Source organism: Enterobacter asburiae, from assembly GCF_007035645.1.
In the GTDB taxonomy this organism is placed as follows: Bacteria; Pseudomonadota; Gammaproteobacteria; order Enterobacterales; family Enterobacteriaceae; genus Enterobacter; species Enterobacter asburiae_B.
In genome coordinates, this window is sequence record NZ_AP019632.1 from 3,272,073 (window position 1) to 3,290,448 (window position 18,376).

Here is an 18,376-nt window from a genome sequence, read left to right on the forward strand (position 1 = left end):
ATGGCATTTGCCCCACTGCTTGAACGCCAGCGCGTCCGTTTGCTGCTGGCGCTGTTACTTGGAGCCAGCGGTACGCTGGCTTTCTCTCCTTACGATATCTGGCCCGCGGCCATTCTCTCCCTGATGGGGCTTCAGGGCCTGACCCTGAATCGTCGTCCCGTACAGGCTGCGGCCATCGGTTACTTCTGGGGACTTGGGCTGTTTGGCTCAGGCATCAACTGGGTTTATGTCAGCATCGCCCAGTTTGGCGGTATGCCAGGCCCGGTCAACGTCTTCCTGGTGGTATTGCTCGCCGCGTATCTCTCGCTCTATACCGGTCTGTTCGCCGGCATCCTTTCTCGCCTGTGGCCAAAAACCACCTGGCTGCGCGTCGCCATTGCCGCGCCGGTGGTCTGGCAAATAACCGAGTTCCTGCGCGGCTGGGTGCTGACGGGCTTCCCGTGGCTACAGTTCGGCTACAGCCAGATTGACGGCCCGCTGAAAGGGCTGGCACCGGTAATGGGCGTTGAGGCCATCAACTTCCTGCTGATGGTGGTCAGCGGCCTGCTGGTATTAGCCCTGGTCACACGCAGCTGGAAACCGCTGGCTGTGGCGCTGGTGCTGTTCGCCCTGCCCTTCCCGCTGCGCTATATCCAGTGGTTCACGCCTGAGCCAGAGCGCACCCTGCAGGTGTCCATGGTGCAGGGGAATATTCCGCAGTCTATGAAGTGGGATGAGAAGGAGCTGCTGAATACGCTGAAGATCTACGCCAACGCCACCGAAGAGGTGATGGGTAAATCACAGCTGATTATCTGGCCGGAATCTGCGATCCCCGATCTGGAAATTAACCAGCAGCCGTTCCTCAACATGATGAACGACCTGCTGCTGGCGCACGGCAGCACGCTGATCACCGGGATTGTCGATGCGCGTCTGAATCAGCAGAACCGCTACGACACCTACAACAGCATCATTACGCTCGGGAAAGATAGCGAGTACAGCTACCACTCCACTGACCGGTACAACAAGAACCACCTGGTGCCGTTTGGTGAATTTGTCCCGCTGGAGTCGATTCTGCGCCCGCTGGCCCCGTTCTTTGACCTGCCGATGTCCTCTTTCAGCCGCGGCCCGTACGTACAGCCTCAGCTGCACGCGCACGGCCTGGCCCTGACGGCGGCCATCTGCTACGAAATCATTCTCGGCGAGCAGGTACGCGATAACTTCCGCCCGGATACTGACTATCTGCTGACCATCTCCAACGACGCCTGGTTTGGTAAGTCAATCGGCCCGTGGCAGCACTTCCAGATGGCACGTATGCGCTCTCTGGAGCTGGCGCGTCCGCTGCTGCGCAGCACCAACAACGGCATCACCGCCGTGATTGGTCCGCAGGGCGAGATTCAGGCGATGATCCCGCAGTTTACCCGTGAGGTACTGACCACTAAAGTCACGCCAACCACCGGGCTGACGCCATACGCGCGCACCGGCAACTGGCCGCTGTGGATACTGACCGTGCTGTTCGGCTTTGGCGCGGTGCTGATGAGCCTGCGTCAGCGTCGGAAATAACCTTCCCTTCTGTTGTCGGGTGGCGTAGCCGCCACCCGACAATTTTCTCCAGACTCCCATTCTGGCACGCCTATTGCTTTGTTTATTCAGGTAAACGCAGTTTGGCTTAACGTGCAACTTTGTCGCACCAGCGTAGATCATCGGTAGCACCGAAACGGTGCAACGGGAGATATTTGCCTCTGAATGGTGCGGCGCGCTTCGCAAAAATAAACAATAACGCAGCAAAATCTTTACATTAAGCCAGACTAAATGTTAACAAGCTTGCATAACACTGCACTCGCACTGCGCGAGATATAACAACATCACAATGGGTATCAATGCGTCGCTGGCGCTGATAAAAAAGGAGTTGGGTATGCAATTACGTAAACTGGCCACAGCAATGCTGGTTATGGGAATGTCTGCAGGCGTGGTTCACGCTGAAGATGCTCCGGCAGCAGGCAGCACTCTCGACAAGATTGCCAAAAACGGCGTCATCGTGGTCGGCCACCGTGAATCTTCAGTCCCGTTCTCTTACTACGACAACACGCAAAAAGTCGTGGGCTATTCACAGGATTACTCCAACGCCATCGTTGAAGCTGTGAAGAAAAAGCTGAACAAACCTGACCTGCAGGTGAAGCTGATCCCAATCACTTCACAGAACCGTATTCCACTGCTGCAAAACGGCACCTTTGACTTCGAGTGTGGCTCCACCACCAACAACCTCGAGCGTCAGAAACAGGCTGCCTTCTCTGACACCATCTTTGTCGTGGGCACCCGTCTGCTGACGAAGAAAGGCGGTGAGATCAAAGACTTCGCTGATCTGAAAGGCAAAGCGGTTGTTGTGACCTCCGGTACCACGTCAGAAGTGCTGCTGCACAAGCTGAACGACGAGAAGAAAATGGATATGCGCATCATCAGCGCGAAAGACCATGGCGACTCCTTCCGTACCCTGGAAAGCGGTCGTGCCGTCGCGTTTATGATGGATGACGCCCTGCTGGCGGGCGAACGTGCGAAAGCGAAGAAACCAGACAACTGGGATATCGTCGGTACCGCGCAGTCCAAAGAAGCCTACGGCTGTATGCTGCGTAAAGACGATCCGCAGTTCAAAAAGCTGATCGATGACACCATCGCTCAGGTGCAGACCTCCGGCGAAGCGGAAAAATGGTTCGACAAATGGTTCAAGAACCCGATTCCACCAAAAAACCTGAACATGAATTTTGAACTGTCTGACGACATGAAAGCGCTGTTCAAATCTCCAAATGACAAGGCTCTTAACTAATTAGAACAACAGGGGCGGGATCTCCTGCCCTCTCGATTGTCGGGAAGCATGGACAGACTATACGTTGAGTGGTCGTTCCCCACTCAGCGCGAAAAATGAGCTTCTCACCAATCTTCGAGGGTAGCGCTGCTACCCTTTTTTTTCTGGAGTTTATTATGTCAATAGACTGGAACTGGGGCATATTCCTGCAACAAGCCCCGTTCGGCAACACCACCTATCTTGGCTGGCTGTGGAGCGGCTTTCAGGTCACCGTGGCACTATCGATAACGGCGTGGATTATCGCGTTTCTTGTCGGTTCTCTGTTCGGTATTCTGCGCACCGTCCCTAACCGTTTTCTTTCAACGCTTGGCACCCTGTATGTGGAACTGTTCCGTAACGTTCCGCTGATCGTGCAATTCTTTACCTGGTATCTGGTCATCCCGGAACTGCTGCCGGAAAATATTGGCATGTGGTTCAAGTCGGAACTGGATCCGAACGTGCAGTTCTTTGTCTCCTCCATGATGTGTCTGGGGCTGTTTACCGCTGCGCGCGTTTGCGAGCAGGTGCGTGCCGCCATTCAGTCATTGCCGCGCGGACAAAAAAACGCGGGCCTGGCAATGGGCCTGACGCTGCCCCAAACCTACCGCTACGTGCTGCTGCCTAACGCCTACCGCGTTATCGTTCCACCGATGACCTCCGAGATGATGAACCTGGTGAAAAACTCGGCCATCGCCTCGACTATCGGCCTGGTCGACATGGCCGCGCAGGCGGGCAAGCTGCTGGATTATTCCGCTCACGCGTGGGAATCCTTCACCGCGATCACGCTCGCGTATGTTCTGATTAACGCTTTCATCATGCTGGTGATGAACCTGGTTGAACGCAAAATCCGCCTGCCGGGTAATCTGGGGGGCAAATAATGTACGAATTTGACTGGAGTTCTATCGTTCCATCCATGCCTTACCTGCTTGATGGCCTGGTGATTACCTTAAAAATCACCGTTATTGCCATCATCATTGGTATCGTCTGGGGCACCCTGCTGGCCGTTATGCGCCTGTCGAGCTTTAAGCCGCTCGCCTGGTTTGCGACCGCCTACGTTAACGTGTTCCGCTCCATCCCGCTGGTGATGGTGCTGCTGTGGTTTTACCTGATTGTGCCCGGCTTCCTGCAGAACGTGCTGGGGCTGTCGCCGAAAACCGATATCCGTCTGATCTCCGCCATGGTGGCGTTCTCAATGTTCGAGGCCGCTTACTACTCGGAGATTATCCGAGCGGGCATTCAGAGTATCTCCCGCGGGCAATCCAGCGCCGCGCTGGCGCTGGGGATGACGCACTGGCAGTCCATGCAGCTCATTATTCTGCCGCAGGCGTTTCGCGCCATGGTTCCGCTCCTGCTGACCCAGGGCATCGTGCTGTTCCAGGATACCTCGCTGGTCTACGTTCTGAGTCTGGCAGACTTCTTCCGTACCGCGTCAACCATCGGTGAACGTGATGGTACGCAGGTCGAGATGGTGCTCTTTGCGGGTGCGGTCTATTTTGTGATTAGTTTAAGCGCGTCGCTGTTGGTCAGCTGGCTGAAGAAAAGGACGGTATAATGATTTCCCTGAAAAATGTTTCTAAATGGTATGGGCACTTTCAGGTGCTGACCGACTGCTCCACCGAAGTCAAAAAAGGCGACGTAGTGGTGGTATGCGGGCCGTCCGGCTCCGGTAAATCGACGCTGATTAAAACCGTCAACGGACTGGAGCCAGTGCAGCAGGGTGAGATCGTTGTCAACGGCACCAAAGTCAACGATAAGAAAACTAATCTCGCCCAGCTTCGCTCTCACGTTGGCATGGTGTTCCAGCACTTTGAGCTGTTCCCTCACCTCTCCATTATTGAGAACCTGACGCTGGCGCAGGTAAAAGTGCTGAAGCGTGATAAAAAAGCGTCGCGCGAGAAAGGTCTGAAGCTCCTGGAACGCGTTGGGCTTTCGGCGCATGCCGATAAGTTCCCGGCACAGCTTTCTGGCGGCCAACAGCAGCGTGTGGCGATCGCCCGCGCGCTGTGCATGGATCCGGTGGCAATGCTGTTTGATGAGCCAACGTCGGCGCTCGATCCAGAGATGATCAATGAAGTGCTGGACGTAATGGTCGAGCTGGCGCACGAAGGGATGACCATGATGGTGGTGACCCACGAAATGGGCTTTGCCCGTAAAGTGGCCAACCGCGTAATCTTTATGGACGAAGGGAAAATTGTCGAAGACTCACCGAAAGAAGAGTTCTTCGCTAACCCGAAATCAGAGCGTGCGAAAGATTTCCTCGCGAAAATCCTGCACTAATCTTCCCGGTGCGCAATCTGCGGATTGCGCACTGCTTCACGCTTTCACTCAGTTCCTCTCGTCGGCGTCACATTGCAGCGTTAACCTTGTCACAAAATAACGCTACGTATGGAGAACGCTATGGCACAGCCTATTATTCTCGATTGCGATCCGGGTCATGACGACGCGATCGCGCTCGTCCTCGCTCTTGCATCCCCTGAACTCGAGGTAAAAGCCGTCACCTCGTCCGCCGGAAACCAGACGCCGGACAAAACCCTGCGCAACGTGCTGCGCATGCTCACGCTGCTCAAACGCACCGACATTCCTGTCGCCGGCGGGGCCGTGAAGCCGCTGATGCGCGAGCTGATTATTGCCGACAACGTTCATGGTGAAAGCGGGCTGGACGGTCCGGCACTTCCGGAGCCGGGTTTCACGCCGCAAAACTGTACCGCCGTGGAGCTGATGGCGAAGGTTCTACGTGAGAGTGCAGAACCGGTAACGCTGGTGGCAACCGGACCGCAAACCAACGTTGCGCTGCTGCTGAACAGCCATCCTGAGCTGCATAATAAAATTGCCCGAATTGTGATTATGGGCGGGGCCATGGGGCTGGGGAACTGGACGCCTGCGGCGGAGTTCAACATCTTTGTCGACCCGGAAGCCGCGGAAATCGTCTTCCAGTCCGGCTTACCAATTGTAATGGCGGGGCTGGACGTTACCCACCGCGCGCAGATTATGGCGGACGATATTGAGCGATTCCGCTCCGTGGGTAATACGGTCGCGACAACCGTGGCCGAGCTGCTCGACTTCTTTATGGAGTATCACAAAGCAGAGAAATGGGGCTTCCACGGCGCGCCGCTGCATGACCCGTGCACCATTGCCTGGCTACTGAAGCCGGAGATGTTCACTACGGTGGACAGATGGGTTGGTGTTGAGACGCAGGGAAAATACACCCAGGGAATGACGGTGGTGGATTACTACTCGCTGACGGGAAATAAACCGAATACCACGGTGATGGTGGACATCGACCGCGAGGCGTTTGTGGATTTGCTGGCGGAGAGACTGGCTTACTATTCTGCGGCCTGACGCCCTCCCCCCCCGCCCTCTCCCAGGGGGAGAGGGAGCAGAAAGTTTTGCTTTTATTTAGGGCTCAAACGGCCGACGCTGGAACTGATCGTGGCCGCATTTCGGACACAGCGGCAGGACATCCGGCGTATATACCGCAATATGATGGTGGCAATTCTCACACACCAGATTTCCCAAGCCGACCACCTCACCACTGTGATACACGCCGTGATGGTTCAAATCCTGAAAGACCTCGCGCCACTCCAGCTGCGTTTTATCCGTGATGTCGGCCAGCTCTTGCCACAGGCTCTCTTTAATCACCCGCATAAAAACGCTGTCCGTGACCTCCTCCTGGCTCTCCTGGTAGCTGCGCGCGAACTCTTCCAGATCGCGACGCACGGCGCGCGTCACCTCTTCCACTTCGGTTCGCGTTAACTCACCCGTTTGCGTCACGCGGGCACGCGCTTGCTCCACCAGCGCGTCGATATCTCGCTCGCCGTTACGCAGCCGTTCCGTCAGTGTCGCCACCAGTTCGCGGTAAAATTGAGCAACCTTGTTCATCATTTTGCCTCCCGGGTAAGTAACTATTTCTAATAATAGACCTTATTTCATCGACGCTTTGTCAGGTGAAGCACAGACCCGGTAAATTCCTGCAAAGCGCATTTGTGCGAAAGGCTGTTTTGACGCGGGCGTTTGGGCTATGCTATGCGGATCTGAATGACCACATCCATTGGCTACATTTGTAGCTGTATTGAAAACAGGACCACTGGCTGCCATGCAAGAGCAATACCGCCCGGAAGAGATAGAATCAAAAGTCCAGCAACACTGGGACGAGAAGCGCACCTTTGAAGTAACCGAAGACGAGAGCAAAGAGAAGTATTACTGCCTGTCGATGCTTCCCTATCCTTCTGGTCGACTACACATGGGCCATGTGCGTAACTACACCATCGGCGATGTGATTGCACGCTACCAGCGCATGCTGGGTAAAAACGTTCTGCAGCCTATCGGCTGGGATGCGTTCGGTCTGCCTGCGGAAGGCGCGGCGGTCAAAAACAACACCGCACCGGCGCCGTGGACGTACGACAACATCGCGTACATGAAAAACCAGCTCAAAATGCTGGGCTTTGGCTATGACTGGAGCCGCGAGCTGGCAACCTGTACCCCGGAATACTATCGCTGGGAGCAGAAGTTCTTCACCGAGCTGTATAAAAAAGGCCTGGTGTATAAGAAGACCTCTGCCGTTAACTGGTGTCCGAATGACCAGACCGTTCTCGCGAACGAACAGGTTATCGACGGCTGCTGCTGGCGCTGCGACACCAAAGTTGAGCGTAAAGAGATCCCACAGTGGTTTATCAAAATCACCGCTTACGCTGATGAGCTGCTGAACGATCTGGATAACCTCGACCACTGGCCAGATACTGTTAAGACCATGCAGCGCAACTGGATCGGCCGTTCTGAAGGCGTGGAGATTACCTTCAACGTTGAGAACTATGACCAGACCCTGACTGTCTACACCACCCGCCCGGACACCTTCATGGGCGCGACCTACCTGGCCGTAGCCGCAGGTCACCCGCTGGCGCAGAAAGCGGCAGAGAACAACCCGGAGCTGGCCACCTTCATCGACGAGTGCCGCAACACCAAAGTGGCCGAAGCCGACATGGCGACGATGGAGAAAAAAGGCGTCGCGACAGGCTTCTATGCGAAGCATCCGCTGACTGGCGAAGCGATCCCTGTCTGGGCAGCGAACTTCGTGCTGATGGAGTACGGTACAGGCGCGGTAATGGCCGTTCCGGGCCACGATCAGCGCGACTACGAGTTTGCCACCAAATACAGCCTGCCGATTAAAGCCGTTATTCTGGCCGCCGATGGTTCTGAACCCGACCTGTCCGAACAAGCGCTGACCGAAAAAGGCACCCTGTTCAACTCTGGTGAATTCAGCGGCCTGAGCTTCGAAGAGGGCTTCAACGCCATCGCCGATAAGCTGGCCTCTCTGGGCGTGGGCGAGCGTAAAGTTAACTTCCGTCTGCGCGACTGGGGCGTGTCCCGTCAGCGTTACTGGGGCGCGCCAATCCCAATGGTGACGCTGGAAGATGGCACCGTGATGCCAACGCCGGAAGATCAGCTCCCGGTGATCCTGCCGGAAGACGTGGTCATGGACGGTATCACCAGCCCGATCAAAGCCGATCCTGAGTGGGCAAAAACCACCGTCAACGGTCAGCCTGCGCTGCGTGAAACCGACACCTTTGACACCTTTATGGAGTCATCCTGGTACTATGCGCGCTACACCTGCCCGCAGTATCAGGACGGTATGCTCGATTCCGATGCGGCAAACTACTGGCTGCCGGTTGATATCTATATCGGCGGCATCGAACACGCCATCATGCACCTGCTCTACTTCCGCTTCTTCCACAAACTGATGCGCGATGCAGGCATGGTGAACTCTGACGAACCAGCAAAACAGCTGCTGTGTCAGGGCATGGTACTGGCAGATGCGTTCTATTACGTCGGTGCTAACGGCGAGCGTAACTGGGTTTCTCCGGTTGATGCGATCGTCGAGCGCGACGAGAAAGGCCGTATCGTTAAGGCGAAAGACGCCGAAGGTCATGAACTGGTCTATACCGGCATGAGCAAGATGTCTAAGTCGAAAAACAACGGCATCGATCCGCAGGTAATGGTTGAGCGTTACGGTGCGGACACCGTGCGTCTGTTCATGATGTTTGCCTCTCCGGCGGACATGACCCTGGAATGGCAGGAGTCCGGCGTGGAAGGCGCGAACCGCTTCCTGAAACGCGTCTGGAAACTGGTTTACGAACACACTGCACTGGGCGATGCCCCGGCGCTGAACGCCGCCGCACTGACTGAAGATCAGCAGGCGCTGCGTCGCGATGTTCATAAAACGATTGCGAAAGTGACCGATGATATTGGTCGTCGTCAGACCTTCAATACCGCAATTGCGGCTATTATGGAACTGATGAACAAGCTGGCGAAGGCTCCGCAGGACGGCGAGCAGGATCGTGCCTTAATGCGTGAAGCGCTGCTGGCCGTCGTTCGCATGCTGAACCCGTTCACTCCGCACGTCAGCTTCACCCTGTGGCAGGAGCTGAAAGGCGAAGGCGATATTGACAACGCGCCGTGGCCGCAGGCTGACGAAGCCGCGATGGTGGAAAACACGACGCTGGTTGTGGTCCAGGTAAACGGCAAAGTCCGCGGTAAAATTACCGTGGCGGTCGATGCAACCGAAGAACAGGTTCGCGAGCGCGCGGGCCAGGAACCTCTGGTCGCAAAATATCTTGAGGGCGTTACCGTACGTAAAGTGATCTACGTACCGGGTAAACTGCTCAATCTGGTCGTTGGCTAAGCGCGGGAGGAAACGTGCGACAACTGGCAACAATACTCTTATCACTGGCGGTGCTTGTCACCGCTGGCTGTGGCTGGCACCTGCGCAATACCACGGCAGTGCCTGCTGAGATGAAAACGATGATTTTCGACTCATCGGATCCGAATGGTCCACTCAGCCGGGCAGTTCGTAATCAGCTGCGTCTGAACGGCGTTGAGCTTGTTGAGAAACAAACGCTGCGCCAGGATGTACCGTCTCTGCGTATCATCGGAGGAGGTCTGTCGAGAGATACGGCCTCTATCTTCCAGGACGGTCGTACAGCTGAATATCAGATGGTGCTGACGGTCAACGCAGCGGTCCTGATCCCGGGTAAAGACATCTATCCGATCAGCACGAAAGTGTTCCGTTCGTTCTTCGATAACCCGCAGACGGCATTGGCAAAAGATGCCGAACAGCAGATTATCATCAACGAAATGTACGACAAGGCGGCGGAACAGCTGATCCGTAAACTGCCAGGTATTGCAGCGTCTACCCGACAAGGCTCTGACATTGTTGAAAAACCAGTTGCCGGCACGCTTCCTGCTGCTAACTCTCTGGGTAAATGATGATCAGGCTGTATCCTGAACAACTCCGCGCGCAGCTCAAAGAAGGGCTGCGCGCGGCGTATCTGCTTCTTGGAAACGATCCGTTATTGCTTCAGGAAAGCCTGGATGCCGTGCGGCATGAAGCCGCCTCTCAGGGCTTCGATGAACACCACACTGTCCAGTTGGATAACAGCACCGACTGGAATGCCCTCTTCTCACTCTGTCAGGCGATGAGCCTTTTTGCGTCGCGCCAGACTATTCAGATCCTGCTGCCGGAAAACGGCCCTAACGCGGCCATCAATGAACAGCTGGCCACGCTGGTCAGCCTGCTTCACAGCGATCTGCTGCTGATTGTGCGCGGCAACAAGCTCACCAAAGCGCAGGAAAATGCGGCGTGGTTCACCCAACTCGCAGCCCACGCGGTGCAGGTCACCTGTCAGACACCTGAACAGGCGCATCTGCCCAAATGGGTGGCAGCGAGAGCGAAGCAGAACAACCTTCAGCTGGATGATGCGGCGAACCAACTGCTCTGCTACTGCTATGAAGGTAACCTGCTGGCCCTGGCGCAGGCGCTGGACAGACTCTCCCTGCTCTGGCCGGATGGCAAGCTGACCTTACCGCGCGTCGAGCAGGCTGTTAACGACGCGGCGCACTTCACGCCGTTCCACTGGGTGGACGCGCTGCTGTCGGCGAAAAGCAAACGCGCCCTGCATATTTTGCAACAGCTGCGTCTCGAAGGGAGCGAACCGGTTATTCTGCTGCGTACGCTGCAGCGCGAATTATTGCTGCTGATTACGCTCAAGCGTCAGTCGGCCCATACGCCGCTGCGTTCGCTGTTTGATAAACACCGCGTGTGGCAAAATCGCCGGGCTTTGATCACCGAGGCCGTCAACCGCCTGAGTCATGAACAGCTTCGTCAGGCAGTGCAGCTTCTGATGCGCGCTGAGCTCACGTTAAAGCAAGATTATGGCCAGTCGGTCTGGGCGGAGCTGGAAAGTCTTTCTCTCCTGCTCTGCCACAAGGCGCTGGCAGACGTTTTTATTGATGGATAGCATGCATTCTTTACAGGCCTTATATGGCGGCACCTTCGACCCGGTACATTACGGGCACCTGAAGCCAGTTGAAATTCTGGCAAATCTGATCGGCCTTCAGCGCGTCACCATCATGCCCAACAATGTCCCGCCCCATCGTCCACAACCCGAGGCGACCAGCGAGCAGCGAAAAGAGATGCTTGCCCTTGCCATCGCAGATAAACCGCTATTCCGACTTGACGAGCGTGAGCTGCGTCGCGACACGCCCTCCTGGACGTCTCAGACGCTTCAGGAGTGGCGCGCCGAACAAGGGCCAGACCAGCCGCTTGCCTTTATCATCGGCCAGGATTCTCTGCTGAATTTCCCTACGTGGCATCAGTATGAAACCATCCTGGAGAACAGCCACCTGCTCGTCTGCCGCCGTCCCGGCTATCCGCTGACCATGCGCGAAGAGCAGTACCAGCAGTGGCTGGAAGACCACCTCACCGATAATGTTGAAGATCTTCACAACCAGCCTGCCGGGAAGATCTATCTGGCGGAAACGCCGTGGTTTGATATCTCTGCAACCCTCATTCGCGAGCGTTTACAGCAGGGTTTAGCGTGTGACGATCTGCTGCCATCTCCGGTGCTGGCCTATATCCATGCGCACGGTTTGTATCAGAAAAGCGCAGATGAATAGCCGGAGAGCATAAAAAGCGGCTTATTGTTTATCCCGCCTTGACAGGGTAAGCCATACTGTTATTCTCCGCTGCCAGACTTTCCCGCCGATCATTGCTTTACAGAAATTGTTTTACAAAAATGGCAATGCAATCTCAGGCGGAGGGTGGGATGATACCCGCCTTCAAAAGCCCGGCCGGAGACATTTGTCCCGACGCAGGCGTGAGTTCAGGTATACTGTCTGGCTACGAATTCAAAGTTTTACAATCTCATTCACCCCAGGGGGAAAACTTGCAGGGTAAAGCACTCCAGGATTTTGTTATTGACAAAATTGATGACCTGAAAGGTCAGGACATCATCGCTATCGACGTTAAGGGTAAATCCAGTATTACCGACTGCATGATCATCTGCACCGGTACATCGACGCGTCATGTTGTTTCAATTGCCGATCACGTGGTTCAGGAATCGCGTGCAGCAGGGCTGTTGCCGCTGGGTGTTGAAGGTGAAGCGACGGCTGACTGGGTGGTAGTCGACCTCGGCGATGTGATTGTCCACGTCATGCAGGACGAGAGCCGTCGCCTGTATGAGCTGGAAAAACTCTGGGGTTAATGCGTGAAGTTGCAGCTGGTCGCCGTCGGCACCAAAATGCCGGACTGGGTACAAACCGGTTTTACTGAATATTTGCGTCGTTTTCCAAAAGACATGCCGTTCGAACTGGTGGAAATTCCCGCCGGGAAGCGCGGCAAGAACGCGGATATCAAACGTATTCTCGATAAAGAGGGCGAACTGATGCTGGCTGCCGCTGGCAAAAACCGCATCGTCACCCTCGATATTCCAGGTAAACCCTGGGATACGCCGCAGCTGGCACAAGAACTGGAGCGCTGGAAGCAGGATGGCCGTGACGTCAGTCTGTTGATTGGCGGACCAGAAGGGTTATCCCCTGCCTGCAAAGCGGCGGCTGAACAAAGTTGGTCCCTCTCCGCGCTGACGCTTCCCCACCCGCTCGTTCGGGTACTGGTGGCAGAAAGCCTGTATCGCGCGTGGAGCATTACTACCAACCACCCCTATCACCGCGAGTAATGACTGACCAGGGTAGATTAAGCAGCGGATGAAACTACAGAATTCTTTTCGCGACTATACGGCTGAGTCCGCGCTGTTTGTGCGCCGGGCGCTGGTCGCCTTTACCGGGATTTTGCTGCTTACCGGCGTGCTGATCGCCAACCTCTATAATCTGCAAATTGTCCGCTTTACCGACTACCAGACGCGTTCAAACGAAAACCGTATTAAGCTGGTGCCTATCGCACCCAGCCGCGGCATTATTTACGATCGTAACGGCACCCCACTGGCGTTGAACCGAACCATCTATCAAATCGAGATGATGCCGGAAAAAGTCGATAATGTTCAGGATACGCTGGAAGCGCTGAAAAGCGTTGTCGATCTTAACGATGACGATATCGCGGCCTTCAAAAAGGAGCGCGCCCGCTCTCACCGCTTCACCTCGATTCCGGTTAAAACCAATTTGACGGAAGTCCAGGTGGCCCGCTTTGCGGTGAATCAGTACCGCTTCCCCGGCGTGGAAGTGAAGGGATATAAGCGTCGCTACTATCCCTACGGCTCCGCGCTGACGCATGTGATTGGCTACGTTTCCAAGATTAACGACAAAGACGTCGACCGCCTTGATAAAGACGGCAAGCTGGCCAACTACGCTGCTACGCACGATATCGGTAAGCTGGGGATCGAACGTTACTACGAAGACGTTCTGCACGGGCAAACCGGCTATGAAGAGGTTGAGGTTAACAACCGTGGACGCGTGATCCGTCAGCTGAAAGAAGTGCCGCCTCAGGCGGGGCATGACGTCTATCTGACGCTCGACCTCAAGCTTCAGCAGTATATCGAAACCCTGCTGGCGGGCAGCCGTGCAGCCGTTGTGGTCACCGATCCTCGTACCGGCGGCATCCTGGCAATGGTCTCCATGCCTAGCTATGACCCGAACCTCTTTGTTGATGGGATTTCGAGTAAAGACTATTCCGGTCTGCTGAATGACCCGAACACGCCGCTGGTCAACCGCGCGACGCAAGGGGTTTACCCGCCGGCATCCACGGTTAAACCGTACGTGGCGGTCTCTGCGCTGAGTGCCGGCGTCATCAACCGTAATACCAGCCTGTTTGACCCGGGCTGGTGGCAGCTGCCGGGTTCAGATAAGCGCTATCGTGACTGGAAAAAATGGGGTCACGGTCATCTGAACGTCACCAAATCACTGGAAGAATCTGCGGATACCTTCTTCTATCAGGTGGCGTATGACATGGGTATCGACCGCCTGTCAGAGTGGATGAGCAAATTCGGCTACGGGCATTACACCGGCGTGGACCTTTCAGAAGAACGTTCTGGCAACATGCCAACGCGTGAATGGAAGCTGAAGCGCTTTAAAAAACCGTGGTATCAGGGTGACACCATTCCGGTAGGTATCGGTCAGGGCTACTGGACGGCAACGCCGCTTCAGATGAACAAGGCCATGATGATCCTCATCAATGACGGCGTGGTAAAAGTGCCGCATCTGCTACAGAGCACGGTTGAAGACGGCAAAAAAGTACCGTGGAACCAGCCGCACGAGGCCCCGGTGGGTGACATCCATTCCGGCTTCTGGGAAATTGCGAAAGACGGTATGTACGGCGTGGCAAACCGCCCGAACGGTACCGCGCATAAATACTTCGCCGGTACGCCGTACAAAGTAGCCGCTAAATCCGGTACTGCGCAGGTATTTGGTCTGAAAGCCAACGAAACCTATAACGCGCACCGCATTGCTGAACGTCTTCGTGACCATAAGCTGATGACGGCGTTTGCCCCTTATGATAACCCGCAGGTCGCGGTGGCGATGATTCTGGAGAACGGCGGTGCCGGGCCAGCAGTAGGTACCATCATGCGCCAGATCCTTGACCACATTATGCTGGGTGATAACAACACCGAACTGCCGGCTGAAAACCCGGCCGCCGCTGCGGCGGAGGACCAATAATCATGACGGATAATCCAAATAAAAAATCGCTGTGGGATAAAATCCACATCGACCCAGCCATGCTGCTGATCCTGCTGGCTCTGCTGGTGTACAGCGCCCTGGTTATCTGGAGCGCCAGCGGCCAGGACATCGGCATGATGGAGCGCAAAATCGGCCAGATCGCCATGGGTCTGATCATCATGGTGGTGATGGCGCAAATCCCGCCGCGCGTCTACGAAGGCTGGGCGCCCTATCTCTACATCTTCTGTATTATTTTGCTGGTTGCGGTAGATGCGTTTGGCGCCATTTCAAAAGGGGCGCAGCGCTGGCTGGATCTGGGCGTTGTCCGCTTCCAGCCCTCGGAAATTGCCAAAATCGCCGTTCCATTGATGGTGGCACGCTTTATCAACCGCGACGTCTGTCCGCCGTCGCTGAAAAACACCGCCATCGCGCTGGTGCTGATTTTCCTGCCGACGCTGCTGGTTGCGGCGCAGCCTGACCTTGGCACCTCAATTCTTATCGCCCTTTCCGGCCTGTTTGTCCTTTTCCTGTCGGGACTGAGCTGGCGCCTGATTGGCATCGCGGTGGTGCTGATTGCAGCGTTCATTCCTATCCTCTGGTTCTTCCTGATGCATGATTACCAGCGCCAGCGCGTCATGATGCTGCTCGATCCGGAAACCGATCCGCTGGGCGCGGGCTATCATATTATTCAGTCCAAGATTGCGATTGGCTCCGGCGGCCTGCGCGGTAAAGGCTGGCTGCACGGCACGCAGTCACAGCTGGAATTTTTACCGGAACGCCACACCGACTTTATCTTCGCCGTACTGGCGGAAGAGCTGGGGCTGGTTGGCATCTTAATATTGCTGGCGCTGTACGTACTGCTGATCATGCGGGGATTGTGGATTGCAGCACGCGCGCAAACCACCTTTGGTCGCGTCATGGCTGGCGGGTTGATGCTGATTTTATTCGTTTATGTCTTCGTAAATATTGGTATGGTGAGTGGTATTCTGCCGGTGGTAGGCGTACCGCTGCCGCTGGTGAGTTACGGAGGCTCGGCACTGATCGTGTTGATGGCCGGGTTTGGTATCGTGATGTCGATCCATACCCACAGAAAAATGTTGTCAAAAAGCGTATAAAAATAAGGGGATCGGAATGCGTAAGCAGTGGCTGGGGATCTGCATCGCGGCAAGTTTACTTGCGGCCTGCACAAGTGATGATGGTCAGCAACAGGCAACCGTCGCGCCGCCGCAGCCTGCGGTGTGTAATGGCCCGATCGTTGAAATCAGCGGTGCCGATCCCGTTTATGAACCGCTGAATGCCAGTGCCAATCAGGATTACCAGCGCGACGGCAAAAGCTATAAAATTGTTCAGGATCCTTCCCGTTTCAGTCAGGCGGGCTTTGCCGCCATTTATGATGCCGAGCCGGGCAGTAACCTGACGGCTTCCGGGGAAGCGTTCGACCCAATGCAGCTGACGGCAGCACACCCGACGCTGCCGATCCCGAGCTACGCTCGTATCACCAACCTGGCGAATGGCCGTATGATCGTCGTGCGGATCAACGACCGTGGTCCTTACGGAAATGACCGGGTGATTTCCCTGTCGCGCGCGTCTGCCGATCGCCTGAACACCTCGAACAACACCAAAGTCCGTATTGATCCGATTATCGTCGCACAGGATGGTTCGCTCTCCGGGCCGGGTACCGCGTGTACGACGGTGGCAAAACAGACCTATGCCCTTCCTGACCGCCCAAATCTTGACGGCGGAATGGGAAGCGTCTCGTCTCCGGCAGAGCCTGCTCAGCCGGGGGGAGAAATACGCCCGATCAGCAATGACACGCTGCAAAGCGAGGATTCTACCGGCGCGCCGGTAAAGAGTAGTGGCTTTCTTGGCGCACCGACGACCTTAGCCTCGGGCGTGCTGGAAGGCAGTGAGCCGACTCCAGCCCCTGCTCCCGTTGCGGCACCAGTAACCCAGCCGGCTCCCGTAACGGCGCCTGCAGCCACGCAAAGTGCGGTGGTAGCGGCTCCAGCAGCGGCCAGCGGCAGCTATGTGGTTCAGGTAGGCGCAGTGAGCGATCAGGCCCGGGCCAGGCAGTATCAACAGCGTCTGAGCCAGCAGTTTGGCGTACCGGGACGCGTTGAGCAGAACGGCGCGGTCTGGCGCATTCAGATGGGGCCGTTTGCCAGCAAATCGCAGGCCGCGTCCCTGCAGCAGCGTCTGCAGAATGAAGCTCAACTTCAGTCATTTATCGCTGTTGCGAAATAATTAACCGGCGGTATCCGAATTGTCAGTTAGTGTAAAACACATTCACAAACTCATGCTTAAAGTCGGATGCCTGCCTGAATAGCATTTGCTATAGTAAGGCACTTTTTTTAATTCCATCACGGATGTCGTAGTTCTGACCATGAAGACCACTTTTTCTGCTCGTTTTGTGCAGCGCATGGCGCTGACCACGGCCCTTTGCGCTGCTGCGCTCTCTGCAGCTCACGCCGATGACCTGAATATCAAGACCATGATCCCTGGCGTTCCGCAAATCGACGCGGAATCCTACATCCTGATCGATTACAACTCTGGCAAAGTGCTGGCAGAACAGAATGCCGATGCCCGCCGTGACCCGGCCAGTCTGACCAAAATGATGACCAGCTACGTTATCGGCCAGGCGATGAAGGCAGGTAAATTCAAAGAATCGGATCTGGTCACCATCGGTAACGATGCGTGGGCAACCGGGAACCCTGTTTTCAAAGGTTCCTCTCTGATGTTCCTGAAGCCGGGTATGCAGGTTCCTGTTTCCCAGCTGATTCGCGGTATCAACCTGCAGTCTGGTAACGATGCCTGCGTGGCGATGGCCGACTTCGCCGCCGGGAGCCAGGATGCCTTCGTGGGCCTGATGAACAGCTACGTTAACGCACTGGGTCTGAAAAACAGCCATTTCCAGACCGTACACGGACTGGACGCAGACGGTCAGTACAGCTCCGCACGTGACATGGCCCTGATTGGTCAGGCGCTGATCCGCGATGTACCGAATGAATACTCTATCTATAAAGAGAAAGAGTTCACCTTCAACGGTATTCGTCAGACCAACCGTAACGGCCTGCTGTGGGATAACAGCCTGAACGTTGACGGCATCAAAACTGGCCACACCGATAAAGCGGGCTACAACCTGGTGGCCTCTGCCACTGAAGGTCAGATGCGTCTGATCTCTGCCGTGATGGGCGGCCGTACCTTTAAAGGTCGTGAAACAGAAAGCAAGAAACTGCTGACCTGGGGCTTCCGCTTCTTCGAAACCGTGAACCCACTGAAAGCAGGCAAAGAGTTTGCGTCTGAACCCGTCTGGTTCGGCGACAACGACCGTGCTTCACTCGGCGTTGATAAAGATCTCTACCTGACCATTCCACGCGGTCGCATGAAGGATCTGAAAGCCAGCTACGTGCTGAACAGCACCGAGCTGCATGCCCCGCTACAGAAAAACCAGGTTGTGGGTACGATCAACTTCCAGCTGGATGGAAAAACGATCGATCAGCGTCCGCTGGTTGTCCTGCAAGAAATTCCTGAAGGCAATTTCTTCGGCAAAATCATTGATTACATTAAATTGATGTTCCACCACTGGTTTGGTTAAAAATTGAACACTTGAAAGTGTGATTTTGA

17 protein-coding genes are annotated in these 18,376 nt (G+C 55.6%); 16 read left to right on the forward strand and 1 reads right to left on the reverse strand.

Annotation, left to right across the window (positions count from 1 at the left end; all coding sequences use genetic code 11):
* The 6 genes from lnt to rihA all read left to right on the forward strand — a co-directional run bounded on the left by lnt (nt 1) and on the right by rihA (nt 6,154).
* Entirely contained in the window at nt 1-1,539 is a 1,539-nt protein-coding gene (gene lnt / locus FOY96_RS15660) for an apolipoprotein N-acyltransferase (protein WP_143347387.1), read from the forward strand.
* Nucleotides 1,540-1,891: 352 nt separating this feature from the next.
* Nucleotides 1,892-2,797: an amino acid ABC transporter substrate-binding protein gene (locus FOY96_RS15665; RefSeq protein WP_008501049.1), complete on the forward strand. Its 906-nt coding sequence runs from the start codon at nt 1,892-1,894 to the stop codon at nt 2,795-2,797.
* Between the two features lie 155 nt (nt 2,798-2,952).
* Nucleotides 2,953-3,693, forward strand: coding sequence for an amino acid ABC transporter permease (locus tag FOY96_RS15670; RefSeq protein WP_023310756.1), 741 nt, complete (start codon nt 2,953-2,955; stop codon nt 3,691-3,693).
* Complete coding sequence (gltK, locus tag FOY96_RS15675) at nt 3,693-4,367, forward strand: glutamate/aspartate ABC transporter permease GltK (RefSeq protein WP_014883002.1); 675 nt, start codon at nt 3,693-3,695, stop codon at nt 4,365-4,367. Before FOY96_RS15670 ends, gltK begins: the two co-directional genes overlap by 1 nt.
* Nucleotides 4,367-5,092: an amino acid ABC transporter ATP-binding protein gene (locus FOY96_RS15680; protein WP_014883001.1), complete on the forward strand. Its 726-nt coding sequence runs from the start codon at nt 4,367-4,369 to the stop codon at nt 5,090-5,092. Before gltK ends, FOY96_RS15680 begins: the two co-directional genes overlap by 1 nt.
* Nucleotides 5,093-5,212: 120 nt before the next feature.
* Nucleotides 5,213-6,154, forward strand: coding sequence for a pyrimidine-specific ribonucleoside hydrolase RihA (gene rihA / locus FOY96_RS15685; protein ID WP_045887719.1), 942 nt, complete (start codon nt 5,213-5,215; stop codon nt 6,152-6,154).
* Nucleotides 6,155-6,211: 57 nt separating this feature from the next.
* Here the strand turns inward: rihA and FOY96_RS15690 are convergent, their stop codons facing one another.
* Complete coding sequence (locus FOY96_RS15690; RefSeq protein WP_032661386.1) at nt 6,212-6,694, reverse strand: zinc ribbon-containing protein; 483 nt, start codon at nt 6,692-6,694, stop codon at nt 6,212-6,214.
* A gap of 214 nt (nt 6,695-6,908) precedes the next feature.
* Here FOY96_RS15690 and leuS point away from each other — a divergent pair, with 214 nt between their 5' ends.
* From leuS to dacA, 10 genes are all read left to right on the forward strand, one after another.
* Nucleotides 6,909-9,491 (forward strand): leucine--tRNA ligase, encoded by a 2,583-nt coding sequence (gene leuS / locus FOY96_RS15695; protein WP_033144930.1) that lies wholly within the window; start codon nt 6,909-6,911, stop codon nt 9,489-9,491.
* 14 nt (nt 9,492-9,505) lie between these two features.
* Complete coding sequence (gene lptE, locus FOY96_RS15700) at nt 9,506-10,075, forward strand: LPS assembly lipoprotein LptE (protein WP_039261260.1); 570 nt, start codon at nt 9,506-9,508, stop codon at nt 10,073-10,075.
* Complete coding sequence (gene holA, locus FOY96_RS15705; RefSeq protein ID WP_058841809.1) at nt 10,075-11,106, forward strand: DNA polymerase III subunit delta; 1,032 nt, start codon at nt 10,075-10,077, stop codon at nt 11,104-11,106. The genes lptE and holA overlap by 1 nt, the downstream gene beginning before the upstream one ends.
* Complete coding sequence (gene nadD, locus FOY96_RS15710; protein ID WP_033144928.1) at nt 11,099-11,764, forward strand: nicotinate-nucleotide adenylyltransferase; 666 nt, start codon at nt 11,099-11,101, stop codon at nt 11,762-11,764. The genes holA and nadD overlap by 8 nt, the downstream gene beginning before the upstream one ends.
* 269 nt (nt 11,765-12,033) lie before the next feature.
* A complete protein-coding gene (gene rsfS, locus FOY96_RS15715; protein WP_023334893.1) occupies nt 12,034-12,351 on the forward strand; it encodes a ribosome silencing factor in 318 nt (105 codons plus the stop codon).
* A 3-nt stretch (nt 12,352-12,354) separates the two neighbouring features.
* Nucleotides 12,355-12,822, forward strand: coding sequence for a 23S rRNA (pseudouridine(1915)-N(3))-methyltransferase RlmH (gene rlmH / locus FOY96_RS15720; RefSeq protein ID WP_023310748.1), 468 nt, complete (start codon nt 12,355-12,357; stop codon nt 12,820-12,822).
* A gap of 28 nt (nt 12,823-12,850) precedes the next feature.
* Nucleotides 12,851-14,752: a peptidoglycan DD-transpeptidase MrdA gene (mrdA, locus tag FOY96_RS15725; RefSeq protein ID WP_032638848.1), complete on the forward strand. Its 1,902-nt coding sequence runs from the start codon at nt 12,851-12,853 to the stop codon at nt 14,750-14,752.
* A gap of 2 nt (nt 14,753-14,754) precedes the next feature.
* Nucleotides 14,755-15,867, forward strand: a complete 1,113-nt coding sequence (mrdB, locus tag FOY96_RS15730; protein WP_023310746.1) for a peptidoglycan glycosyltransferase MrdB — start codon at nt 14,755-14,757, stop codon at nt 15,865-15,867.
* Nucleotides 15,868-15,883: 16 nt separating this feature from the next.
* Entirely contained in the window at nt 15,884-16,996 is a 1,113-nt protein-coding gene (gene rlpA / locus FOY96_RS15735; RefSeq protein ID WP_143347388.1) for an endolytic peptidoglycan transglycosylase RlpA, read from the forward strand.
* 139 nt (nt 16,997-17,135) lie between these two features.
* A complete protein-coding gene (dacA, locus tag FOY96_RS15740; RefSeq protein WP_032638844.1) occupies nt 17,136-18,347 on the forward strand; it encodes a D-alanyl-D-alanine carboxypeptidase DacA in 1,212 nt (403 codons plus the stop codon).
* Nucleotides 18,348-18,376: the final 29 nt, after the last annotated feature.